The sequence below is a fragment of the Luteibacter sp. P1_D3 genome (assembly GCF_056406135.1).
In genome coordinates, this window is record NZ_JBFUAT010000014.1 from 41406 (window position 1) to 65449 (window position 24044).

Here is a 24044-nt window from a genome sequence, read left to right on the forward strand (position 1 = left end):
TGGGCACGCAAACGTTGTGAATTCTAGCAGACGGGTGCGGATCGGTGCTCGATCGCGACCGATCAGAACTCCGCGTGAGGGGGATCGATCAGGTCGCGGAGCGGCCTGCCGTGGACATCGTCGCCGATAAGCGGCGCCAGGACCGAGCGCGGAGCGTCGATGTCCAGGTGCCAGCCGTGCTCGTCGATCGCCTCGCCAGCGATGGCGCCGGCCGCCTTCAGGCGAGCATGCAGACGCCCGGCCGTGAGAGGAAGCTCAAGACCCGCACGGATGCGGTCACCACCAAGCAACTCGCCCAGCGCATCACGCAAGCCATCCAGGCCGGCACCACTGGCCGCGGAGAGCCAGACCTGACGCGGCTTGCCGTCGTCGCCGCGGTCGACGCGCGGTTCGGCGTCGATCAGGTCCACCTTGTTCATCACCGACAGCTGGGGGACGTCGCCGGCACCGATTTCCTCGAGCACCTCGTTGACCACCTTGCGGAGGATCTCGCGTTCCTCGTCGGCGGCATCGCTGACATGAATGAGCAGATCGGCATCGCGGGCCTCGGCCAGCGTGGCGCGGAACGCCGCGACCAGATCGTGCGGCAGCTCACGGATGAAACCGACCGTGTCGGCGATGACCGCGGGGCCACACGCCAGGCCGTCGATCTTGCGCACCGTGGGATCCAGGGTCGCGAACAGCTGGTCGGCGACATACACGCCGCCGGTGGTCAGCGCATTGAACAAGGTCGACTTGCCTGCGTTGGTATAACCGACCAGGGCCACGCGGGGCACGGTGTTACGCAGACGCGAGCGACGCTGCTGGTCGCGCTGGGTCTGCACCTTCTCCAGGCGCTTGCTCAGCATCTTCACGCGCTCGGCAAGCAGGCGGCGGTCGGTCTCCAGCTGGGTTTCACCCGGGCCGCGGTTGCCGATGGCACCGCCGCGCTGGGCGTCCAGATGGGTCCAGCCACGAACCAGGCGGGTCGCAACGTGCTTGAGCTGGGCCAGCTCGACTTCGAGCTTGCCCTCGTGGGAACGGGCCCGCTGGGCAAAAATGTCGAGAATCAGCCCGGCGCGGTCGACGACGCGCGTCCCCAGGTGCTTCTCGAGGTTGCGCTCCTGCACCGGCGTCAGCTCGTGATCGACGAGGACCAGGTCGGCCTCAAGCGCGCGCACGGCTTCGGCGACCTCGTCGGCCTTGCCACTACCGATATAGAAACGGGGATTGGGGGTCGCCACCCGGGCCGGGATGCTGGCCAGGACGTCGGCGCCTGCCGAAGCGACCAGTTCGGCGAATTCCTCGCCACGGCGGATCGCGTCGCCTTCGCCACGCGAATGCGGCAGGACCAGCACGGCCCGCTCGCCTTTCTTTTGCCTATCGAACACTTAGGGGGATGACCTCATGAGAAGAAGGGGCGCGCGATGCCAAAGCATACGCGCACCCGTTCCTTTACATATGGGTTGCCGCCGGAGCCCCTCAACCCTCGGCGTCGCCCGTACCCGATTCCGGGTGGTTCTCGTGGCCACCGACCCGCACATTGCGGCTCGGCACGACCGTCGAGATGGCGTGCTTGTAAACCATCTGGCTCACCTGATTACGCAGCAGAACCACGAACTGGTCGAACGACTCGATCGTGCCCTGCAGCTTGATACCGTTCACCAGGTAAATGGCGACCGGCACACGCTCACGGCGAAGCGCATTCAAAAACGGATCCTGCAACGACTGCCCTTTGGACATTTCTTCTTCTCCCCTACGCCTTTCGTACGGGTCCGGGTAAAAAAACGCCAAACGGCGCCCCAGCCCAAGTGTCTTGAATCTTAACTGCTTTTAAACGCCAGCAGGAAGCGCCGGACGTGACGACTTCGGCATTCTCAGGAACTGCCCGAGCGCTTTGTCCACTTCCGGCAACGGATCCCCCCGGTCCGGGTCGAACGTGCGTGCGTCGAGCTCGCTTCGCAGCCAGGTGATCTGCCGTTTCGCGAGTTGCCGCGTTGCATAGATACCACGGTCGCGCAGGTTCGTGGCGTCGCCCTGCCCGTCGAGGTACTCCCAGGCCTGCCGATAGCCCACGGCGCGGATCGCCGGGAGGTCGGCATGCAGGTCGCCGCGGGCCTTCAGCGCCCTCACTTCGTCGAGAAACCCCTCGGCCAGCATGGTCTCGAAGCGGGTGGCGATCCGCGCGTGCAGCGCCTTGCGGTCGTCCGGCAACAGGGCGAGCTTGAGCACCCGCCAGGGCAGGCGGTCACCCGTGGCCTGCTTCTGCAGATCGGTCAGGCGCTGGCCCGTGAGCGCCATGACCTCGAGCGCGCGCTGGATGCGCTGGGCGTCGCCTGGCCGAATTCGCTCGCCCGCAACCGGATCCATCGCCGCCATGCGCGCGTGCATCGCTCCCCAACCGACGGTTGCCGCTTCCGCCCCCAGGCGCTCGCGAAAGACCGGATCGGCTTCCGGGAGGTCGGACAGGCCACGCTGGAGCGCCCGGAAGTACAGGCCCGTGCCGCCGACCAGGAGGGGAACCTTGCCCGCTTCCCCCACCCGGGCCATTGCCGCCAGCGCATCGTTGCGGAAATCCGCCGCCGAATAAGGCTGGGCCGGATCGCGGATATCGACGAGCTCGTGCGGATACCGCGCCAGTGTCGCGGCATCCGGCTTGGCCGAACCGATGTCGAGCCCGCGATAGACCAGCGCCGAGTCGACGCTGATCAGCCCGACGGGATAGCGATCCGCCAGCGCGCAGGCGAGCGCTGTCTTGCCCGACGCGGTCGGGCCCATCAGGAAGATGGCAAGGGGGCGGGTGTCGAGACTCATGCGCGGGCCGCAATCAAACAAGCGCAAGGTTAGCCCATGTGTCGCAGCAAGCGGTCAAGGAATAAGCAGCGCAACGCAAGTGCGTGCTGCGTAAGGGCGAAGGGGACTTATGCACATGGTTATGCAAGGTCTGTCCACATCGCCTGTGGATATCGCGAAGGAAGATGTCGCGGTGTGGTCAGTAAGTAAGCAGCACAACGCAAGTGCATGGCGATGAAGGCCGAATCCGACTTATGCACATGGTTATGCAGGCGGTATCCACATTCGCTGTGGATATCACGCGCGTGAGAATCAGGGACGGCTGACCTCGCACTTTTCGCATGCTGCGCTACGCTTCCGGAGACGACTGCTCACTTACTGACCATCGCAACGCAAGTGCTTGCCAGGCAAGCCGCTATCCGACTTATGCACATGCTTATGCAAGCCCTGTCCACACGTGCTGTGGATATCCCACTGCCCACGACAATGGAGTTCTCTCGATGACGACCGCGCAAGCGCACCCGACCGATCACGCCGGCGTCGAATCCACGGAACGCGAGACGTTCTACGCCGACCTCAACCGCACTCGCGCCGAGACCGAGACCGAGACCGAGAAGCTCTACGCGAAGATGAGGAAGCTCAACCTGGAATCATCTCGATCCATCGATGAATCGATGAAGATGCACGCCGAGAGGGATAAGGCTGAAGCCGAGGCGAAAAAACTCGCCATGGACACGGTAAAGACCCAGCTGGAGGTCCGCTGGTATACCCGCGTCGTCAGCGACTCCATCGCCCTGGCATGGTTTAGTGCCGGTGCTGCGTTCGTCATTGCCCTGATCAAGTTGCTACCCGTTGGCGACAAGTGACGCGCTCGTGATCACTCACTGACCACCGCAACGCAAGCCCTTGCCTGCGAAAGCGCATTCCGACTTATCCACACGGTTATGCAGGTCGTATCCACAATCCGTGTGGATAACGCCCGACTCGTAACAACGCGCCCTATTTCGCCGGAACACCCAGCTCCTTGAGCAACGCCGGTGACGGATACACCTTGTCCATCAACCAACGCATGTAGCGCATGTCGACGTGGATCGCGCGCTTGTAGCGCGGGTCGTACATCCAGCTTGCGCTGACGGCTTCCCAGTTGCTGTCGAAGTTGAGGCCGACCAGCTCGCCCTTCGCATTGAGCACCGGCGAACCCGAGTTGCCACCCGTCGTATCCAGGTTGCTGAGGAAGTCGACCGGCATGGCTCCCGTCTTCGGATCCGCATAGCCCTTGAAGTCCGCCTTGTGAATCGCGTCCAGCAAGGGCTTGGGCGCGTCGAACGGCGCGACACCCGTGTTCTTCTCGACGATACCCTGGACGGTGGTCAGCGGCGCATAAGTCACCGCGTCCCGCGCCTTCAGCGGCGTGACCTTGCCGTAGCTGACACGCAGCGTGGAGTTGGCGTCCGGATAGACCGCCTTGCCCTGCTTCTCCCGATACGCGATCAGTGCCTGCATATAGGAAGGACGCAGACGCAGGAGGTCGCCTTCACGCGCTTTGCGTTCGTCCTCGATGCGCAGCAGCGCAGGCCGCAGGGCGCGGGCCGCAACCAGCAGGGCATCGTTACTCTTTTCGATCTCGGCTGGCGCCGCCCCGAACAGGCGCGTGCGCTCAGGCTCATCGCCGAACTTCGTCGCGCCATAGATGTGATCGAGCGCCCTGGCGAGATCGGCCGGCGTCCGTCCGAACACCTTATCGACTTCAGGCAGGCGTTGCGCATCCGGCAGCTTCTGGTAGCGCGTCATCAGCGACGTGACAAGGGCTTTTTCCACGCGCGCACCGTAACGACGCTGGATCTGCTTCAGTTGGCTCTGGATCAGCTCCTCGTCGCGCTTCTGGTAACCGGACTCGCGCTCCGCGTCAGGCCTGGGACGCTCGATGGCCAGACGATCGATCGACAGCGCCCCACGCATCAGCTGGGTCTGGCTTGACAGCAAGCCGACGAGAAGATCGCGTTCGCGCACGTCCTTGCCCTGCGCGATGAGCGCCATGGCCTGGTCGATCTGCGGCTTCAGCGCCTTTGCATCAGGCTGCGTCGCGAGCCACGCCAGCATGGCGGCCTCATCCTCACGGCGAACCGTCACGGCGTCGCTGCGCTCGAGACCTTCGAGTTCGCCACTGAATCGCTTGATACCGTTCTTCAAGGTCTGCAGCTGCGAGGCGTAGCGGATGCCGGCCTCCTTGTCGGCCTTGCCCTCGGACTCGATCACGTCCTGCAAGGCTTTCAGCACGGCTACCGACGTCGGCAGGCGCCACTCGATCTGGTCGGCGAACTCGGCGGCCGTGCGGTGCCGGTAGGTGATACCCGGATAGCCGGCCAGCATGACGAAATCGCCCTCGGCGACACCTTCCGTGGCGATCTGAAGATGCGACGGCGGATGGTAGGGCACGTTGTCCGGCGAGTAGTCCGCCGGCTTGCCGTCCTTGCCGACGTAGGCACGCAGGATGGTGAAGTCGCCGGCGTGACGCGGCCAGACGAAATTATCGACCTCATCGCCATAGTTGCCGATCGCACGCGGCGGCGCGTAAACCAGGCGGATATCGCGCAGCTCGAGCTGGCGGACCAGGTAAAAGTCCCGCCCGTAGAACATGTTGGCGACACTGCACTTGATCCCGTCCTTCTCGCACGCAGCGACGAGGGCCTTGCTGGCGGCGTCCACCGCATCGAAATACGCCCTGCCCGTCTTGCCGCGGGCGCCGGCTAGCACCTGGTCGGTGACTTTGTCGAAGCCGACCGTGACGCGAAGGCGGTAGTCGGGGTTGGCCGGAAGCTCGCCCGCGCGATCCGCGGCCACGTAGCCCTCGGTGATCAGGTCGCGGTCCGGCTTCGAGTTGTACTGGATGACGCCGAAGGCGACGTGGTGGTTGGTCACCACCAGGCCATCGGCCGACACGAAGGAACCGGTGCCGCCGCCGATGCGGACCACGGCGTTCAGCGGTGCCCGGGTGAGGTCGGCAAGATCCTTCGGGTCGCCGCGGAAGCCTGCATCTTTGAGATTCTTCGCAATTCCGGGCAGCTGTGACGGCAACCACATGCCCTCATCAGCCTTCGCGTCCAGCGCCAGCGCCATGGCTGCTCCCAGCATCATCATACGGATTCGCATGTCGTTCGTTGCCCCTGTCGGCCGTGCAGTACGCCCGACCATAGAGGCTCCGGTCCGGAGCTGGCAATGCCGCGCCGCACAAGCCTTGGGAGCCTTGCGGGACTATAATGCCGGTTTGGGTCCGCGCCGCGGGCCGTCCCCACGACAATCCTGGATAACCATGCAGCAGACGATGAGGGCGCTGGTCAAGCGCAAGCCCGAACAGGGCATCTGGATGGAAGAAGTGCCGGTACCGCAAGTCGGCCCGAACGAAGTCCTGATCAAGGTCGAGAAAACCGCCATCTGCGGTACCGACCTGCACATCTACAAGTGGGACGAGTGGTCCCAGCGCACGATCACGCCCGGCCTGACCATCGGCCACGAGTTCGTCGGCCGCGTCGTCGACATGGGCCCCGGCGTCACCGGTTACAAGATCGGCGACCGCGTCTCCGCGGAAGGCCATATCGTCTGCGGCCATTGCCGCAACTGCCGCGCCGGCCGCCAGCACCTGTGCCCGAACACCGTCGGCATCGGCGTGAACCGTAACGGCGCCTTCGCCGAATACATGACGATGCCTGCCTCGAACCTCTGGCCGATTCCGGACCAGATCCCGTCCGAGCTCGCCGCCTTCTTCGACCCGTACGGCAATGCCGCGCATTGCGCACTGGAATTCGACCTCATCGGTGAAGACGTGCTGATCACCGGCGCGGGCCCGATCGGCATCATCGCCGCGGGTATCGCCAAGCACATCGGCGCGCGCAACGTCGTGGTGACCGACGTCAACGACTATCGCCTGAAGCTGGCCGCCGACATGGGCGCTACGCGCGTGGTCAACGTGGCTAACCAGTCGCTCAAGGATGTCGTCAAGGACCTTCATATCGAAGGCTTCGATGTCGGCCTGGAGATGAGCGGCAACCCGCGTGCCTTCGGCGACATGCTCGACTGCATGTACCACGGCGGCAAGATCGCCATGCTCGGCATCATGCCGCGCGGTGCCGGCATCGACTGGGACAAGGTCATCTTCAAGGGCCTCACGTTGCAGGGCATCTACGGCCGTCGCATGTACGAGACCTGGTACAAGATGACCCAGATGGTGCTGACCGGATTCCCGCTGCAGAAGGTGCTCACGCACCAGATCGCCATCGACGACTTCCAGAAGGGCTTCGACCTGATGGACGCCGGCCAGTGCGGCAAGGTCGTCTGCTCCTGGACCTGAGTCACCGGGGTCATTGACCCCCGCCCACGCGTGCCTCCGACGAGTACACTTTGCGTCGGGGGCAACGCGGTGAAGGGGCGGAAGTATGGACACTCGCAAGGCGTGGCGGAACATCCGCTGGGACAAGGGCCGCGATCAGGCCCTGGCCGTCTATCGGTCACGCCGCGGGCGGCGCGTCGGACTCGGCATCCTCATCGCCATCGTCGTGTTCGGCCTGCTGGGCTTCCTGGCGGCGCCCTCGCTCCTTCGTTCGCAGATCGCCTCGCGCGCCAGCACGGCACTGGGACGGCCCGTCACCGTCGGCGACGTCAGCCTCAATCCGTTTACACTCAAACTCACTATCGAACGCCTGCACATCGGCGAAACAGACGGCCGGACGTCCTTCGTGGATATGGACCGACTGACCGCGAACGCGTCGTGGGCGTCGCTGTTCCGGGCGGCTCCGATCCTCGACGAGCTTCGCATCGAAAGTCCGCGCGTACGCATCCAGCGGACTGCGCCGCAGCGCTTCAACTTCACCGACATCCTCGAACGCCTGGCGAGCAAGCCGGCGGCGCCGGACACCGGCCCCGCTCGCTTTGCCGTGTCGAACATCGCCCTGCACGGCGGCCAGATCGATTTCGACGACCGCGTGCTCGACGCGACGCACCGTATCGATCACCTCGAATTGGGCATCCCCTTCATCGCCAGCCTGCCGAGCGACACCGACATCTTCGTGCAGCCACTCCTGGCGATGAACGTCGACGGTAGTCCRCTGAAAGCCCAGGGACAAACGAAGCCCTTCGCCAGCAGCCGCGAATCCTCGATCACCTTCCGCTTCGATCGCCTGGACCTTGCCCGCTACGTCGGTTTTGCGCCCACCCCGCTGCCCGTCGCCGTACCCAGCGGCAAGCTGACCGGCGTACTGGCCCTGCATTTCGTCATGGCCGAAGCTCACCCCAGCATCCGCCTCAACGGACGGCTGGCGCTGGACGACCTCAAAGTGACTGGCAAGGATGGCTCGGCCCTGCTCGACCTGGGCCATGGCGAGGCCGACCTGACCGTGCTCGAACCACTCACCTCCCGGTATCGACTTGGCGCGGTGACGCTCGAACGCGCGTCGGTGCGCTATGCGCTTCTGCCAGGAGGCAAGAGCAACTTCGATGCATTGACGGCAACGGCGCCAACGGATAACGCGCCTCCTGCCGATGCGAAGGCCACGCCGATGGACGTGCGCATCGACAGCCTCACCCTGAAGGATTCGCATATCGCGTACGCGGACCTCACCGCGTCGTCGCCGGCGCGCCTTGAGCTCGAGCATATGCAAGGCACCTTGCGTGGACTCAGCACGGTAAAGGCACGCGCGGCCACGCTGGATGTGTCGGCGCGGATGGCGGGTGGTTCCGTGTCCACGCAGGGCAGCGTCGATCTCCCGGCCAGCACCTACACCGGCAAGCTCGCCCTCAAGGAGGTGTCCCTGCCCGCCTTGATGCCGCTGGCACCGCCGCTTCTCAATGCCGATATCACCGGCGGCACCATCGACGCGGAAGGCACGCTGGCACTGGGCTGGCATGCGGGCATGACGCTGCGCCTCACCAACACCAAGGCGCGCCTGGATGGCTTTACGCTCGTGCCGCGTGGTGCCCGCGCATCACCCGTCACCTGGACATCCCTGTCGGCGGGCATCGCCCTGGTCGATCTCACCACGCGCGAAGCGCGCGTCGACGAACTCCTCCTGGGCGGCCTGGGTCTGGACGTGCAACGACTGGCGAACGGCGATGTCGACCTGGCGAGCGTGATGCCCCCTTCGGCATCGGCCGCGCACCCCGCCGGCTCGGACTGGCACTGGAGCGTCGCCCACCTCGGTCTGAACGACGGCAAGCTCACCTTGCGCGACGCGAAAGCGCCGGGCAAGCGCAACACCGTGACGATGAACGCGACTGCGTTCGGCATCGACGGCCTGTCCGACAACCTGCAGCAACCGCTCAAGCTCGACCTCAAGGGCTCGCTCGGCGACGGCGCCTTCGCCGTCACCGGCACGGTCAGGCCCGATCCCCTCGACGCGGACCTGAAGATCCAGACCACCCGCATCGATGTGGCACCGCTGCAGAACCTGGTGACCGTCCCCCTCAACGTACGTGTGGGCAGCGGCCTGCTCAGTCTCGACGGCCAGGTGCGTTACGCCGCGCAGAAGGACACGGCGCGCATTGGCTATCGCGGACGCGCCACGCTGGGTCGTGTCCGCGTGCTCGATAAGGTGACCAACGACGACTTCCTGCGCTGGACCTCGCTCAGCGCCAGCAACATGGTGGTCGACCTCGGCCAGGGTGTGCCCCGCGTGGCGATCGGCGGCCTGGCGCTCGACGATTTCTACGCCCGCGTCATCATCAATGCGACGGGACGTCTCAACCTGCAGGATGTGGTCGCCAGTCCGGAGGCGCCGGGCGCCGTGTCGGTCACCCAGGCGCAGGCCAATCCTGCGCCAGCCGTCGCACCGGCCGCCGTCCCCGCGGCCAGCGGTCCCGACGCCGACATACGCATCGGACAGATCACCCTGAGCCGTGGCCAGCTGAACTACACGGACAACTTCATCAAGCCGAACTACACCGCCGACGTCACCCAACTCACCGGCAAGATCGGCGCGTTCGGCACGGCCGGCAATGCGCCGCCCGCCGACCTGACCCTGCAGGGCCAGTTGGACGGCAACGCGCCGGTGGACATCGAGGGCACGATCAACCCGCTCGCGCCGGTCGCCTTCCTCGACATCACGGCCAAGGCCGAGGGTATCCAGCTCACCAATCTCTCGCCCTACTCCGGCAAGTACGCCGGCTACCCGATCAGCAGCGGGCGACTCAACGTCGATGTGCACTACACGCTCGATCAACGCAAACTGAGCGCGGACAACCATATTTTCATCGACCAGCTGACCTTCGGCGACCGCATCGAGGGGCCCGGCATCAGCCATCTGCCGGTCAAGCTGGCCGTGGCGCTGCTCAGGGACAGCCAGGGACGGATCGATGTCCATGTGCCCGTATCCGGCTCGCTCGACGACCCGCACTTCAGTGTGGGCGGACTCGTCTGGCGTGCGATCGGCAACCTCATCGTCAAGGCGGTGACCTCGCCGTTCCGGCTGCTGGCCTCCATCGGAGGCGGCCGTGAGGACCTCGGCTACGTGGAATTCGCCCCCGGCTCGGACGTGCTCGATGCCGCTGCCCAGGACAAGCTCGGCCAAGTCGTCAAGGTGCTGGGCGACAAACCGTCGGTCAGCCTGGACATCATCGGACGCATCGATCCGAGCAAGGATGAGTCTGGCCTGCGCAAGGTGATGGTCGAAGATCTCATTCACAAAGAGCAGGTGAGCGCCAAGGGCGACGACACCACGGCACCGACCGCCGACGAGCAGGATAAGTATCTCGAGCGCGCATATCGTCACGCTGACTTCCCCAAGCCGAAGAACGTGATCGGCCTGACCAAGTCGCAGCCGCCGGAGGAAATGCGCACCTTGATGGAGACGAACATGCCCGTGGACGCGGATGCCTTGCGGCACCTGGCCGAACGGCGCGCCAACGCGGTCCGGCAATGGCTGCAGGGGAAGGTCGACGACAAACGGCTGTTCGTTCAGGCGCCGAAGCTCGACCCGAAGGGGATCGACGACGCAGGGAAGACCACCCGCGTGGATTTCGGCCTGCACTGACACAGCCGCTGGAGTGGCGGGTTTTCTCAACGGGCGGGAGGCCTCACAATTGAGAATTCCTCCCACCGGACTTTCCACCATGACCTATCCGGGCCAGACGCGCTTCGCCAGCGAACTCGACTCCATCCGCGAACAGGGTCTGTTCAAGAGCGAGCGCATCATCGTGTCGCCGCAGTCCGCCGAGATCCAGCTCGAAGGCGGCCGCAAGGTGCTCAACTTCTGCGCGAACAACTACCTGGGCCTGGCGGATCATCCGGAGGTGATCCAGGCAGCCAAGGACGCGCTGGATACCCACGGCTTCGGCATGGCCAGCGTGCGCTTCATCTGCGGCACGCAGGACCTGCACAAGGAACTGGAAGCGAAGATCGCCAGCTTCTTCGGCAAGGAAGACACCATTCTCTACGCCGCCTGTTTCGATGCGAACGGCGGCCTGTTCGAGCCCTTGCTCGGCGAAGAGGACGCGGTCATTTCCGACGCGCTCAACCACGCGTCGATCATCGACGGCATCCGCCTGTGCAAGGCCAAGCGCTTCCGTTACGCCAACTGCGACATGGCCGATCTGGAAGCCCAGCTGCAGGCGGCCGATGCCGCCGGCGCGCGCACCAAGCTGATCACCACCGATGGCGCCTTCTCGATGGACGGCTTCGTAGCACCGCTTGCCGAGATCACGGCCCTGGCGAAGAAGTACAACGCGCTCGTCCACATCGACGAATGCCATTGCACCGGCTTCCTCGGCGATACCGGCCGCGGCTCCGCCGAAGTCCACGGCGTACTCGACCAGATCGACATCATCACCGGCACCCTCGGCAAGGCCCTTGGCGGCGCCCTCGGCGGCTTCACCACCGGCCGCCGCGAAGTGATCGAGCTGCTGCGCCAGCGCTCGCGCCCTTACCTCTTTTCGAACTCGCTTCCGCCGCACGTCGTCGCGGCCGGCAGCAAGGTGTTCGACATGCTGGATGCCGCCGGCGACCTGCGTGACAAGGTCAAAGAGAACACCCGCTACTTCCGCGAGAAGATGACCGAGGCCGGCTTCGACATCCGTCCGGGTCAGCATCCCATCGTCCCGGTGATGATCTACGACGCCAAGCAGGCCCAGGCGATGGCCACCGCCCTGCTCGAGGAAGGCATCTATGTGACGGGCTTCTTCTTCCCGGTCGTGCCGCAGGGCAAGGCGCGCATCCGCACGCAGATGAGCGCCGCACACACACGCGAGCACATCGACAAGGCGATTGCCGCGTTTACCAAGGTGGGCAAGGCGTTGGGCGTGTTGAAGGCCTGAAGAACTCTTTGAGCATCTCCTGGGAGAGCTCGCCTTCGGCCTCGCGCTCGCAATACGTCGCAAGAGCCGGCGGGTGCCAGCCTCGGGGCCACGCTGCGGCGTCCCGCCAAGGAGGGCCGCGAGCGCGGCCATTTATCTATTGCCCTACGGGCCGGGCCGGGCGTCGACTGGGGTTTTCCGACTCGACATCCTGTCTCGCGGAAAAGGCCGGCCGTCCTGGCCGGCCCCCTGACGGGCCTGATCCAGCCGCAGCCCTCGCCTCCGCTACCGCCCCCGAGGCTGGCACCCGCCGGCTCTTCCTCACCCTGAGGTCGATTGAAAGGAGAGCACCGACGCCACGCCCCCATGCAACGCAGATGTCTCCTGTAGGAGCCGATTCATCGGCGAACCCTCAGGGCATCGAGCAAGCGAGTGAGGCCTTGCAGTGACGAGGCGAGCGGTTAACCGCCGGCACAATGCGACGCAATCCCTCGTTCGCGATAGTCGCGGTCGGGTTGGCCCTGGGGGCCGCATAAGCTGAGGGCCGCTCAGTTTCCGTGCAAGCGAAAGCGTAACTACGGCCCGCCTCGAAGAGCTGCGCCGGCGGCCCCCAGGGCCAACCCGACCGCGACTTCCCCGGCAGCACGAGCGTGATGCGGCAATTGCCGCTTAAAACATGCGCTCGCGAAGCGGGCGGTCATTTGCCAAGAGCATCGCCGATGAATCGGCTCCCACACACCGCAAGCTCACCGCCTACGGAGCGCCGCAACCTCGGCTTCCGTCAGGTGCCGCCATTGCCCCTTCGCCAGTTCGCCCAATACCAGATCGCCAATAGCCGTACGAAGCAGTCGCCTAACCTCGAAACCCAGCGCGGCCAGCAGACGGCGGATATGCCGGTTGCGCCCTTCGTCTAGCGTCACCTCAAGCCAGGCGTTGCGCTGACCCTGCCGGAGCAACGAGACCGCCGTCGCGCGCAAGGTCTCCCCCTCATCGACAACGCCCTCGAGCATGGCGGCAACCGTTCCCTCATCGGGTCGGCCGTCGACCTGCACGTGATAGGTCTTGGCCACGTGCGTCGCAGGCTCGGTGATGCCCGCGGCCCATACCGTGTCGTTGCTCAGCAACAGCAGGCCTTCGCTCGCTTTGTCGAGGCGACCCACCGGCCCCAGCCAGGGCAATCCCGCGCCCTCGAGCAACGAGTAAACCGTATCGCGCCCTTGCTCGTCCGATGCCGTGACGACCACGCCACGCGGCTTGTTCATGGCGATATAGACGGGTGCGGCAGACGTCGTCCCGGCACCGTCGAGTTCGATGCGCTCGTGGCCGGCGATGGGGAACTCCGGATCGCGAACGATCTTGCCATCCACACGGACCCTGCCCTCGCGGGCCAGCTTTTCACCCTGGCTGCGCGAGCAGATGCCACGCTTGGACAGCACGCGGGCGAGACCGAAGACGGGTGTCGAGGGACGGCGCAGCCGGGGACCGGGCGCGCGGGGAGGCTGGCGAGACATCGGCATAGGATATCGCAGACAAAAAAAACGGCATGCCGGAGCACGCCGTTTCGGAAATAGTCGTTGAAGGGCTTCCGTCAGATCTTTGCGATGCCTTCGGGACGCTTGGCGCCGACGAAGTGCTGGGCCCAGTAGGCCTCGTTGAGGCTATCCACGCGCACCGTCTTGCCTGCGGACGGGGAGTGGATGAATTGACCGTTGTCGATATAGATGCCGACGTGCGAGATGGCCTTGCCGCGAGTGCGGAAGAAAACCAGATCGCCCGTCTTCATCTCGTTGCGCTTGACCTTCAGGCCGGCGAGGAACTGGCTGGCGGAGTTGGTCGGAAGATCGAGGCCGATGCTGTGCATGAACACGTAGCGGACGAAGCCGCTGCAATCGAAGCCCGTGGACGGTGCACGGCCACCACGGTGGTAACGGATATCGCGGAGCTTCATGGCGAAGGCCAGGAGCGACTCGCGGGCATGGCCGTCGACGTGACCGGCGAGCTTGGCGGTGGCGGCGGCGACGAGGCTGTCGTCATCGTCGTCGGCCTGGTTATCGGTGTCGGCATCGCCGGGGGCGGAAGCGACCTGGGCAGCGGCCGGAGCCGGCGCCTTCGGCGCGGTCAGCGAAGCAAGGTCGGGAACCGTGGACTGGGCGAGCGCCGCGGCCGGGGCGAACACCGGCAGGTCGGTCAACAACAGCGAAGCGGACTGGTCGAGACCTTGTGACGGCGTGACGGAATCGGCAAAGGCGGGTGTTACGGCAGCGATACAAGTGGTGGCTAACGCGAGAGCGGTCAGTCGCTTTAAAAGCATGAGCGAGAAGGCCTTTTCATCGGAAAGTTAAGCCGCCAACGTGTGGGACGACCGTGAACGAGCAGTGAAGTTAGCAAACCCCATCCGGATAGTTGTTGGCATAAAGTTAAAAGATGCCATTCCTAGGAAATATTCAGAGAAGTCGCAGGAAACTGCGGTCTGCGGGATGGAATTCTGAATGGATATAAGGAGTTGCTTTCACATTTGTGACCAGATCCGGGAGTCGTCACGACAGCCGAATCCGTCATAGCCCTTGGTGGACACCACTAAGGCTTGTAGGTCCTTGTCCCAAAGATGGCACTGCCGATTCGCACTTCGGTACTGCCCTCACTAATCGCCAGGGCGAAATCGCCACTCATGCCCATCGACAATCGTTCGAGCGGAAATCCGGCCTCGCGGCACCTGTTACGCCACTGATACAGCGCCCGAAAACAGCCCCGCACGACCGCCTCGTCGTCGGACGCCTCGGCCAGGGTCATGAGCCCGCGTACCCGCAACGATGAAAAGGCGCTCATCTGCCCGAGGAAAGCGGGCAAGGCGTCGGGATCGAGGCCAAACTTGGTGGCTTCGCGCGATGTCTTCAGCTGGATCAGCACATCGATGCCCCTGCCCTGGGCCTGCAGGGCTCTATCCAGGGCGACGGCAAGGTCGAGCCGGTCGAGCGACTGCACCTCGCTCGCGATGGCCGCCACCGCCTTGGCCTTGTTCGTCTGCAGGTGGCCGATGACCACCCACGCGAGCGCCTCGTCGGCCAGCGCGGCGGACTTGGCCTGGATCTCCTGCACCTTGTTCTCGCCAAAGCGGCGCAGGCCCAGGCCGACCGCCTCGCGGACCACCTGGGCATCGAACGTCTTGCTCACCGGCAGCAGGGTGACCTCCGCCGGATCGCGTCCCGCCTGTACGCAGGCATCCCCGATCGCCGCGCGTACGGCCGCCAGACGACCGCCAAGCGTGCCGGGATCGATGGTCATGCCTTCGCGGCTTCCTGGAAGTGGCGGGCCACCACGTCGGCGACCACCATGCTCACGCGCTTGCCCGTGGGGATGTGCAGGAACTCGTTAGGACCATGGGCGTTGGAGTGCGGACCAAGGACACCGGTGATGAGGAACTGCGCCTGGGGGAATTTCTCGCCAAGCATGCCCATGAAGGGGATGCTGCCGCCCTCGCCCATGTACGCTGCCGGCGCGCCGAAGTAATGCTCCGAAGCTTTCGCCACCGCTTCCTCGAGCCATGGCGAAAGCGCCGGTGCATTCCAGCCGCTGCCGTCCTTCTCGAGATCGAAAGTGACCTTGGCGCAGTACGGCGGGTCCTTCTCGAGCAACTGCTTGAGGAATTTGCCAGCTTCGGCGCCGGACAGCGTCGGTGGCACGCGCAGGCTGAGCTTCACTGCCGTCTTCGGGCGCAGCACGTTGCCCGCGCTGTCCAGCGCAGGCATGCCGCCCACGCCGGTCACGGCCAGCTGCGGACGCCAGGTGCGGTTGAGCACGAGCTCCGCGAGATCGTCAGTCACCGGCTTCATGCCGTCGACAAACGGGAACTTGTCGTAAATGTCATTGCCCAGCACCTCGGCGGAACGGCGCGCCTGGTCGACGCGCTGCGCCGGGATGTCGACGTACAGCTCGGGCGGCACGATGGCACCCGTCTGCGGGTTTTCCAGGCGGCTCAGCAGGTCGCGCAGGATGCGGAAGCTGGACGGCACCACACCGGACGCGTCACCCGAATGCACGCCCTCTTCGAGCACCTGGACAGTCAGGTTGCCGCCGGTCATGCCGCGCAAGGAGGTGGTCAGCCACAGCTGGTCGTAGTTGCCGCAACCGGAGTCCAGGCAGACCACCAGGGCCGGATTGCCGATGCGGTCGGCAAGGTGGTCGACGTAGTACGGCAGGTCGTAGCTGCCGGATTCTTCGCAGGCTTCGATCATGATCACGCAGCGCGCATGCGGCACGCCCTGATCACGGAGCGCCAGCAAGGCGGCAAGCGAGCCGAAGATGGCATAGCCGTCGTCCGCGCCGCCGCGACCGTAAAGCTTGTCGCCCTTGATCACCGGCGTCCACGGACCGAGGTCCTCGGCCCAGCCCGTCATCTCAGGCTGCTTATCCAGATGACCGTAAAGCACCACGGTTTCATCCGTGCCCGCGCCCTGTACGCCCTGCGCCGGCACGTCGATGTAGATCAGCGGCGTACGGCCTTCCAGGCGGACGACTTCGAGCGAGGCACCCTCGAGGGCACCCAGCTTGGTGCGTGCCCAGTTCTCCATGAGGGCGACCGCCTGATCCATGTAGCCGTGCTCGCGCCATTTCGTGTCGAACATCGGCGACTTGTTGGGTATGCGGATGTACTCGACCAGCTGTGGGACGATTTCCGCGTCCCAGAGGCCGCTGACGAAGGAAGAAATGCGAGAGGTATCCATGGGGGAAGGACTCGTGGGGTCAGAGAGCGATTGTAACAGCGCCTCATGAGCGTGCTTCGCCGACGCCGGGTGGGCCGGCGCGTGGCCCGCGCCGCGCCCGGAGCGCACATCGACTGCGGCGTATCACCGGTTCGCCCGCGCCGGAAGGCCAGTCAGAGTGCTTCGGCGCCATCCGGCGCGCCCCACCAGGAGCCTCCATGAAACGTCTCGCCCTCGCCCTCACCGCCCTTCTCGTCACCTTGCCAGCCATGGCCGGCACGCCCGTCAACATCAACACGGCCGATGCCAACGCCCTCGCCCAGGCACTGGATGGCGTCGGCCTCGCCAAGGCCCAGGCCATCATTGCCTGGCGCGAGGCCAACGGCGACTTCGACAGTGCCGACCAGCTGACCTCGGTCAAGGGCATCGGCCAGTCGCTGGTCGACCGGAATCGCGAATCCATCCTCGTCGACGGCGCCAAGCCGGCAAAGAAGAGCCGGCCTGCTCGTCCGGCCAAGGCCGCGAGCGCACACACCGACGACTGAGCCTCCCACCCCTTCCGTCGCCGGCCGAACGCGCTACACTCGCGCCCCGTGCCGGCGGCGCTTTTTTCGCCCTGCCGGCGGGAACAGGGGCCTGATGATCCGATGATCCTGCCGCGTTACCGCATCGCCGATTCCGGTATTCCCGGCGCCGGCAAGGGCTTGTTCGTCGACGAAGCCGTCGACGCCGGACGCATCGTGACCGCGCCCGATGCCATCGACCGTACGCACACCTGGGCCGAGATCCTCGCCACGCCCGCCCTGGCCGCCAACCAGTTCGCCGCGGCCCGCTGGTTCGAGGACCGATACACCGTTTCGCCCGACTGGCCGGACGAGTGCTACGTCAATCACAGCTTCGAACCGACCGGAATCTGGCACCTGGGATTTATTTTTGCCTCGAAGAACCTTCCGCAAGGTACTGAAATCACAATCGATTATCGCCATCTCCTTCCGCCAAATGAGAACGAGAGCTTTAACGACGCTGCAACTGGTGAGAAAATAACCGGCTTGTCCTGGCAGGACAGCCTCGCGCTAAGTACCCGCGCCCTCGCCGCCCTGCTCGGCTGATCCCTTGGTCACTTCGATGGCAATGTCCGATATCCCTGTTCTGGAAACGCCGCGCCTGCGGCTGACCGCCCTCACCGAACGCCATTTCGACGACTACGCGAAAATGCTCGCGGACGCCGAGAGTACGCGCTGGATCGGTGACGGCCAGCCTCTCGATCGCATGAACGCCTGGCGCTCGATGGCCATGCTGCTCGGCCATTGGGCCCTCCGTGGCTGTGGCATGTGGGCGATCGAACTGAAACAGACCGGTGAGTTCATCGGCCGTGCCGGCCTGATGAAACCGGAAGGCTGGCCCGACCTCGAGCTTGGCTGGATGCTGAAGCCGGAGCACCGTCATCACGGCTATGCGACGGAAGCGGGAGAAGCCATCCTCGCCTTCGCCTGGAACGAGATGCACGCCCAGCGCGTCATCAGCCTCGTACGCATCGGCAACGAAGCCTCCGACCACGTCGCCGAGCGCCTGGGTGGCGAGCACATCGACAACATCGATTTCCTCGGCGGGGCGACGCATCTGTTCGCCTACTACCCGCCACACCGCGAAGTCCGCCGCGCGAGCTGATCGCTCGCACGGCGCAAACGCCGGCCATCAAAGCGCCGGCGCGAAATCCGTACGGCGGCGACGATGCGCTGGACTGACCGCGGCGATACCCGCCATCGCCAGCAGGCGCGCGGTACGCATCCACGCGATGACGATGACGCCCAGCTGCACGATCAGGAAAGCAACGAGCAGGCCACTTCCCGCCGCCACCGTGTGACCCCGCCACGCGGCGATCAAGACCGCCAGCAGCGTACCGACGAGGGTGATCACCAGGTACACCAGCAAGCTGGCGAACGGGCGGCGCACGAACTGCATGAAGCCACGCCCCAGGGCACGAAACGCCGAACGCAACCCGATGTCGGCGACGAACTGGGCACGCGCGGATTCAACCACCGCCTGCGCGATCGCGAAGACCACCAAGGCGACGGCGAGCGCACCATAGGCATACATGTCGGCCGTCGCGGGTAGCAGCGCCGCGTCCGTCTTGTCGTCCGCGAAGGACGACGCCGCTTTCGCCACCAGGGCGAACAGGGCGTAGGGAATCAGCGCCAACACCAGGACGCGCAGCATCCGCCCGTATTCGGTCGCGCCACCCTGCAACAGGCCACCGAAGCTCAGCGCACGTCCGGCGCGGCCACCCGCCACGGCCATGCCGGTGAGAAACGGCGAAATCGCCAGGGTAAGGATCAGACCCGCGACGAAGGCCATGCCGATCCATGGATTGTCGCGGCCCAGGGCGACGAACACATCGCCGAACATCAAGCCATCGAAGTGCTGCGCCCATGCCTCGGCGTGGACGGAGTGTCCGAGCAGCGCATCGAGCGTGCTCCATAGCGGCAGCGCGACGACCAGCGTCGGCAGCAGCGAGATCAGGACCCACAACAGCAGCAGGCGCCACTGCAGGCCGGCAAGGGCACCGCTACCGATGGCGGCAAGGGCCGAACGTTTGGAATGGCTGTTCATAGGGTCCCCAGCACAGTGTAGATACCCTGCAGCAGGGCAGCGAAATCCGAGCCCCAGCGGTTCGAGGCGGCGTGATCTGCCTTGACGGTTCGCGAGTCGTTGAGCTTGTTCGCGTCGAGGTAAATCCTGTGCTCCGGGTCGAGTTCGGCCGAGGTGGCCTTCACCGGCTTGGTGAAGACGAACCGTGCCCAGCGCCGATCGTCATCCCAGCGTACGGTTTCCACCGAGTCGTCGGCGAAGGTCACCTTCAGTGTCTGTGCCACCTGGGCACCGTCCCGACGCACGGTGACGGTCGTCTTCCACGGGAACGGGCCGGTGCCAGGCTTCGCATCCGGATGCGTCTTTTCCCAGCTGTCGCGCTGCTTCTCGACGGCTTCGTCGTTGTCGTCGTTACTCAACTCGACACGCTTACCGTCCTTGATCGACGTACCGGCGAGGGGCAGCACTTCGTCGCTGACAATCTCGCTGATGCGATCGTCCACGGTGTCGGTACCGTAGACGTACTGTTCGAAAACCTGGGACACGACGGCGGGCTTGCCGGACGATTCGGCGAGGCTTGCCTGCAGGTCGGCGATCGACGGATGACGGAAATGCCAGGTGGTGTAGTAGTCGCGGAAGGCTTTCTCCATCACCGGCTTGCCGAGGCGCTCCTCGAGATCGTGCATGGCCGTGGCGGTGCGTGAATACACGGTCGCATACGCCGAACTGGACAGGCGGTCCCATGCATTCTGGCCGAGCGGATCGGCCGGATGAGCGAGCGTCGCGACCATCCGTTCGAGCATGAACGGTCCGAGTGGCGCCTCGACACCGAAGAACTTCCACACCGGCTGCGTCAGGTACACCATCTGGTCGCGCTCGCGCAGCATCCGGTCGTCCCAGTACTCGTTCAATCCCTCGTCGAGCATCGGCTCCTCGAACTCGTTCGAGGCGAGAAGCCCATAGAAATAGCCATGTCCGAACTCGTGGATGGTCACGAAGTCCAGCAGGTATTCGTTCAAGGTCTTCGGCGCCACCGGGTTGTAGTTATCGGCGGTGAAGAACGTCGGGTACTCCATGCCGCCGGCTTCGCTGGCGTTCAACGGCGGCACGACGGCGGTGAGCGTCTTGTACGGATAGGGACCGAGCGTCTGCGAGAAATAGGCGATCGAATCAATCGACGCCTTGAGCACCGGCTTCGCATCCACCGCGTACTCCGCCGGATAGATGACGCGCACCTTGACCCGCGGGCTACCGGGCCCCGTGTACTCGCCATCCAGCGTCTTGTAACCCGGAGCGGCCATCCAGGCGAAGTCATGCACATCGGCCTGAATGAAGTGCCAGGTGAGATCGTTACCTTCCGGCGTGGGGTCGCCCTGTTGCTCGCCGACGGCGCCAACGACATAGTCTTTAGGCACGGTCATGCGCACGTCGTACTCGCCGAAGTCGGCATAGAACTCGCTGTTGAAGTGGAACTCATGCACGTTCCAGCGTGGCTCGGTTGCCCCACGCTCGCCCGGTAGCTCGAGGACGCCGATCTTCGGGAACCACTGGCCGACCAGATGGAATTTACCGACGTAACCCGTGCGCTCGATCACCCGCGGCAGCTGGCTGTGGAAGTTCATGTCGAGGGTGACGCTGCCGCCCGCGGGCACCGCCTGCGCGAGATCGATGCGAACGACCGTGTGATCGGTGGCGGGGCCGCCGTCCGGATGCACGTAGCGCCACTTCAGCGGCGCACCGTCCTGATCGACGTTGCCGAGGTCGATGTGGCCCCACTCGCCCTTCTTCACCTCGGCGACGCCACGTGAGCCACCGTGCGCCGCCAGCACGCCGCGCTCGGTAAAAAAGGTGCTGCCCTGGCCTTCGAAGGCATTGAGATAGAGATGGAGGAAGACCGCGCTCACCGGCCGGTCGCTGCGGTTGCGCCAGGTCAGCTGCTGCTGGCCGTCGACCGTGTGTTTCTCCGGGTCCAGGCGAGCCTGGATGCGATACGACACCACCCGATCGGACAGCGTCGCCTCTTGCCCCGTGCGAGGTCCACCCCACGCGGTCGGCGCGCTGGGCGTGCGGACGAAGGCGGCGTGCGGCGAGGCGAAGGGAATCTCGGTCGGCACGGGGGCAGCTGTTGCCGCGGGCACGGGGGTAACGGGCGTCACGGGTGCAACGGCCGATGTAGACGCCGACGGTGGTGTGCGGTCTTGGGCTGAGGCGGCGGTACTGCATAAGAGGACTGCGGCGATGGCGAGGCGAAATGCGTCAGTGGGCATGCGACGGCGTCTCTGCTCTGTAAGCTTTTCGCCGCTGAAGCGGCTCCCACACCCACAATTGCGCATTGGCACCTCTCCCCTGGTATCCCGCGAGATTGCGGGCTCCGACCCTGGCCCGATATAGGCCAGAGGTCACGGTCGGGGACGAACGCTCAGCCGGCGAAGGCGCGCTCGCGCATCCACTTGGTCACGATCCATTTCTCGCCTCGCATTACCGGTGCACCGCCGTGCAGCGAAAGCGGATCGAGCGAGCCGTCGGCCGCGGTGTATTCGAAGTACAACCCCTGCCCCTTGCGCGGCACGTAGCTGAAATCGATGCGGGGGAAGATCGTCTCGCCACCGGCGTCGACATCGTGCAGGTACATGATCAGGGTGGAGACCCGCTGACCGCCGGTGGCCAGATGCGGTTGGCTACCCTTTTCCTCCGGCTGGAAATAATCGAAGTGCGGCAGGTACTCACCGCCCTGGCCATAGCGCATGACCTGCAGCCCTTCGCCATGGTCTTCCGGCAAGCGCATGATCGCCGCGGTGCGTGCGTCGATACGCCGGATCAAATCGCTCTCGGCGCGCTGAAAATAGGCGCCATCGCTGGTACGGATATCCATGACGGTATTCACCCCGTCCGCGACGCCGACCACGGCCGAGCGCTCGAGCCGCGGCATGGCCATCTGCTTGAGCGCATCGCATTCCTCGTCGCTGAGCACGCCGTCGAGCACGGCGATCGTCGGCCGGGCGATACGCAGCAGGACGCGCACATCGCGATCGGGCGTGCGTAGCACGTGGCCTTCGTCCAGACGCCCATGAAACGGCGTCAGCGCCGAGGCGTGCGCCGCCGCCGGGGCAGTCGCACTGCCGAACAAGGCCGTGACGATCGCCTCGCGGGCCACGCCGTCATCGAACTGATGTTGCTTCATGGTCAACAGCAGCTCGGCCGGCGCGTTGCCGGCAGCCAGGGCCTCGCGGATCCAGTCCTGCCAGTCCTGGGTGACCTTGGTGTGGAAGCGCGTTTGCAAAGGGTTTTCCTGCATCGTTGCGGAGCGGTCGCTCACATTGTGCCGCGATCGGCGGCCGTCGTGTCGCCAGCTGGCGCGTCTGCGGTCTCCTGAAGCCAGGCGAGCTTTCGCTGCCTGGGCAGGCGCTTGACCGCCCACTCGGCCTTCGATGCCGCCGACCGGTCGGCGAAGGCACGCGAGCCGAGCAGGCGCACGGGCGGATTGGCCCGCGTGTAGCGCGCCCCTTTCCCGGCGACGTGCGCGGCGTAACGCGCGGGCAGATCGTTGGTGATCCCCGCGTACCAGGCGCCGTTGCGGCATTCGATGAGATAGACGCACCACATGACGTAAGCGTACCCGTTGCCACCCTACAATGGCTGGATGAACGCCCACTACGACCTGGCCGTCAATCTCCCCCTGCGCACGGCGGCAGCGACACGGCTTGCCGATGCCCTGGCCGCTTTCCCGGTGAACCCCGAACTGCTGGCCTATCCATCGATGGACGGCAGCCTGGGCACGCGCGAAGCGATCGCCGGCTGGATGCGGCGACGCTGCGGCCATGTCGTCGTCGATCCCCGCCGCCTGGTCGTGACCCTCGGCGCGCGGCATGCGTTATCGCTGGCGCTGGACGAGGCCTGCGCCCCCGGCGATACACTTATCGTGGCATCGTCGACCTACCACGGCTTTCGTGCCAGCGCCGAAGCGCGCGGCATCCGCGTCGCCGGCGTGCGCATGGATGGCGAAGGCATGCTGCCTGCCGAGCTGGAGCGTTTGGCCGCGACGACCGGCGCCCGCTGTGTCTACGTGCAGCCGACACTGCAGAACCCGACCACGTCGACGATGTCGCTGGCGCGTCGTCGACAGATCGCGGCCGTGGCGACGGAACGCGACCTGACCCTCATCGAGGGCGATGTCTACTCGCCACTGGCATGGCAGCACAGCGATGCGCTTCCCCCACTGGCCGAATTCGCCCCCGACCGCTGCCTGCACGCGGGCGGCATCGGCAAGGTACTGGGGCCAGGACTACGCGTGGGCTGGTTATTGCTTCCCGACGATGCGAGCCAGCAGCGCGCAGCCTCGGCGATACGCCTGAGCACCGATGGACTGCCTTCGCTGTTCCCCGCCATCGTGGCCGGATGGATGGCCGATGGCGTCGCGGACGCGCTGCTGGCGAACCTCGCCGAGCGCATGGTCGAGCGCAACCGTCTCGCCCGCCGTCTCCTCGGCGACGACCTGGTGACCGCGAACGGCCTGCATGTCTGGCTGCCGGGCGACGGCGCGGAAGGCCTGGAGGCGAGAGCCATGGCGCGTGGGGTGCGACTCACGCCGTCGACACCGCTGGCGGCCGATGGCGAGCACGCCGAAGGCCTGCGGCTGTGCCTCGGGGCGGAGGAAGACATCGACCGACTGGAAACCGCCTTGCGTATCGTCGCCGAGGTTCGCTGAGG

20 protein-coding genes are annotated in these 24044 nt (G+C 65.4%); 8 read left to right on the forward strand and 12 right to left on the reverse strand.

Annotation, left to right across the window (positions count from 1 at the left end; genetic code table 11):
* Positions 1 to 62 precede the first annotated feature (62 nt).
* From hflX to miaA, 3 genes are all read right to left on the reverse strand, one after another.
* Positions 63 to 1370: a ribosome rescue GTPase HflX gene (gene hflX, locus AC1DYM_RS11110; RefSeq protein ID WP_477338233.1), complete on the reverse strand. Its 1308-nt coding sequence runs from the start codon at positions 1368 to 1370 to the stop codon at positions 63 to 65.
* A gap of 91 nt (positions 1371 to 1461) precedes the next feature.
* The gene (hfq, locus tag AC1DYM_RS11115; RefSeq protein ID WP_477338235.1) at positions 1462 to 1722 is read right to left on the reverse strand and encodes an RNA chaperone Hfq; all 261 of its coding nucleotides are present in this window, start codon (positions 1720 to 1722) and stop codon (positions 1462 to 1464) included.
* Positions 1723 to 1812: 90 nt separating this feature from the next.
* Positions 1813 to 2793: a tRNA (adenosine(37)-N6)-dimethylallyltransferase MiaA gene (miaA, locus tag AC1DYM_RS11120; protein WP_477338237.1), complete on the reverse strand. Its 981-nt coding sequence runs from the start codon at positions 2791 to 2793 to the stop codon at positions 1813 to 1815.
* Positions 2794 to 3272: 479 nt separating this feature from the next.
* On the opposite strand from miaA, the gene AC1DYM_RS11125 reads away from it, so the two are divergent.
* Positions 3273 to 3638, forward strand: coding sequence for a hypothetical protein (locus AC1DYM_RS11125; protein ID WP_477338239.1), 366 nt, complete (start codon positions 3273 to 3275; stop codon positions 3636 to 3638).
* A 133-nt stretch (positions 3639 to 3771) separates the two neighbouring features.
* Here the strand turns inward: AC1DYM_RS11125 and AC1DYM_RS11130 are convergent, their stop codons facing one another.
* On the reverse strand, positions 3772 to 5922 hold the full coding sequence (locus tag AC1DYM_RS11130; protein WP_477338241.1) for a S46 family peptidase: 2151 nt from the start codon (positions 5920 to 5922) through the stop codon (positions 3772 to 3774).
* Positions 5923 to 6082: 160 nt separating this feature from the next.
* Between AC1DYM_RS11130 and tdh the strand changes: the two genes are divergently transcribed.
* From tdh to kbl, 3 genes are all read left to right on the forward strand, one after another.
* On the forward strand, positions 6083 to 7117 hold the full coding sequence (gene tdh / locus AC1DYM_RS11135; RefSeq protein WP_181016735.1) for an L-threonine 3-dehydrogenase: 1035 nt from the start codon (positions 6083 to 6085) through the stop codon (positions 7115 to 7117).
* 85 nt (positions 7118 to 7202) lie between these two features.
* On the forward strand, positions 7203 to 10790 hold the full coding sequence (locus AC1DYM_RS11140) for a DUF748 domain-containing protein (RefSeq protein ID WP_477338243.1): 3588 nt from the start codon (positions 7203 to 7205) through the stop codon (positions 10788 to 10790).
* Between the two features lie 79 nt (positions 10791 to 10869).
* Positions 10870 to 12069, forward strand: coding sequence for a glycine C-acetyltransferase (gene kbl, locus AC1DYM_RS11145; protein WP_477338245.1), 1200 nt, complete (start codon positions 10870 to 10872; stop codon positions 12067 to 12069).
* Between the two features lie 725 nt (positions 12070 to 12794).
* Here the strand turns inward: kbl and AC1DYM_RS11150 are convergent.
* From AC1DYM_RS11150 to AC1DYM_RS11165, 4 genes are all read right to left on the reverse strand, one after another.
* Positions 12795 to 13559: a pseudouridine synthase gene (locus tag AC1DYM_RS11150; RefSeq protein WP_477338247.1), complete on the reverse strand. Its 765-nt coding sequence runs from the start codon at positions 13557 to 13559 to the stop codon at positions 12795 to 12797.
* 77 nt (positions 13560 to 13636) lie between these two features.
* The gene (locus AC1DYM_RS11155) at positions 13637 to 14359 is read right to left on the reverse strand and encodes a C40 family peptidase (RefSeq protein WP_477338249.1); all 723 of its coding nucleotides are present in this window, start codon (positions 14357 to 14359) and stop codon (positions 13637 to 13639) included.
* 266 nt (positions 14360 to 14625) lie between these two features.
* On the reverse strand, positions 14626 to 15330 hold the full coding sequence (locus tag AC1DYM_RS11160) for a YggS family pyridoxal phosphate-dependent enzyme (protein ID WP_477338251.1): 705 nt from the start codon (positions 15328 to 15330) through the stop codon (positions 14626 to 14628).
* Positions 15327 to 16769, reverse strand: a complete 1443-nt coding sequence (locus AC1DYM_RS11165) for a M20 family metallopeptidase (RefSeq protein WP_477338253.1) — start codon at positions 16767 to 16769, stop codon at positions 15327 to 15329. The genes AC1DYM_RS11160 and AC1DYM_RS11165 overlap by 4 nt, the downstream gene beginning before the upstream one ends.
* A gap of 197 nt (positions 16770 to 16966) precedes the next feature.
* Here AC1DYM_RS11165 and AC1DYM_RS11170 point away from each other — a divergent pair, with 197 nt between their 5' ends.
* The 3 genes from AC1DYM_RS11170 (at position 16967) to AC1DYM_RS11180 (ending at position 18416) form a co-directional block, all read left to right on the forward strand.
* Positions 16967 to 17293 (forward strand): ComEA family DNA-binding protein, encoded by a 327-nt coding sequence (locus AC1DYM_RS11170; RefSeq protein ID WP_477338255.1) that lies wholly within the window; start codon positions 16967 to 16969, stop codon positions 17291 to 17293.
* A 102-nt stretch (positions 17294 to 17395) separates the two neighbouring features.
* A complete protein-coding gene (locus AC1DYM_RS11175) occupies positions 17396 to 17857 on the forward strand; it encodes an SET domain-containing protein-lysine N-methyltransferase (protein WP_477338257.1) in 462 nt (153 codons plus the stop codon).
* Positions 17858 to 17879: 22 nt separating this feature from the next.
* A complete protein-coding gene (locus AC1DYM_RS11180; protein WP_046967374.1) occupies positions 17880 to 18416 on the forward strand; it encodes a GNAT family N-acetyltransferase in 537 nt (178 codons plus the stop codon).
* A 27-nt stretch (positions 18417 to 18443) separates the two neighbouring features.
* Here the strand turns inward: AC1DYM_RS11180 and AC1DYM_RS11185 are convergent, their stop codons facing one another.
* The 4 genes from AC1DYM_RS11185 to AC1DYM_RS11200 all read right to left on the reverse strand — a co-directional run bounded on the left by AC1DYM_RS11185 (position 18444) and on the right by AC1DYM_RS11200 (position 22940).
* The gene (locus AC1DYM_RS11185; protein ID WP_477338259.1) at positions 18444 to 19358 is read right to left on the reverse strand and encodes a hypothetical protein; all 915 of its coding nucleotides are present in this window, start codon (positions 19356 to 19358) and stop codon (positions 18444 to 18446) included.
* A complete protein-coding gene (locus AC1DYM_RS11190; protein ID WP_477338261.1) occupies positions 19355 to 21493 on the reverse strand; it encodes a M1 family metallopeptidase in 2139 nt (712 codons plus the stop codon). Before AC1DYM_RS11190 ends, AC1DYM_RS11185 begins: the two co-directional genes overlap by 4 nt.
* Positions 21494 to 21756: 263 nt before the next feature.
* Positions 21757 to 22617: a 2OG-Fe(II) oxygenase gene (locus AC1DYM_RS11195; RefSeq protein ID WP_477338263.1), complete on the reverse strand. Its 861-nt coding sequence runs from the start codon at positions 22615 to 22617 to the stop codon at positions 21757 to 21759.
* Between the two features lie 32 nt (positions 22618 to 22649).
* Positions 22650 to 22940: a GIY-YIG nuclease family protein gene (locus AC1DYM_RS11200; protein WP_477338265.1), complete on the reverse strand. Its 291-nt coding sequence runs from the start codon at positions 22938 to 22940 to the stop codon at positions 22650 to 22652.
* A 37-nt stretch (positions 22941 to 22977) separates the two neighbouring features.
* Here AC1DYM_RS11200 and AC1DYM_RS11205 point away from each other — a divergent pair, with 37 nt between their 5' ends.
* Positions 22978 to 24042 carry an aminotransferase-like domain-containing protein gene (locus AC1DYM_RS11205; protein ID WP_477338267.1) on the forward strand — a complete coding sequence of 355 codons (1065 nt, stop codon included), beginning with the start codon at positions 22978 to 22980 and terminating at the stop codon, positions 24040 to 24042.
* Positions 24043 to 24044 lie beyond the last annotated feature (2 nt).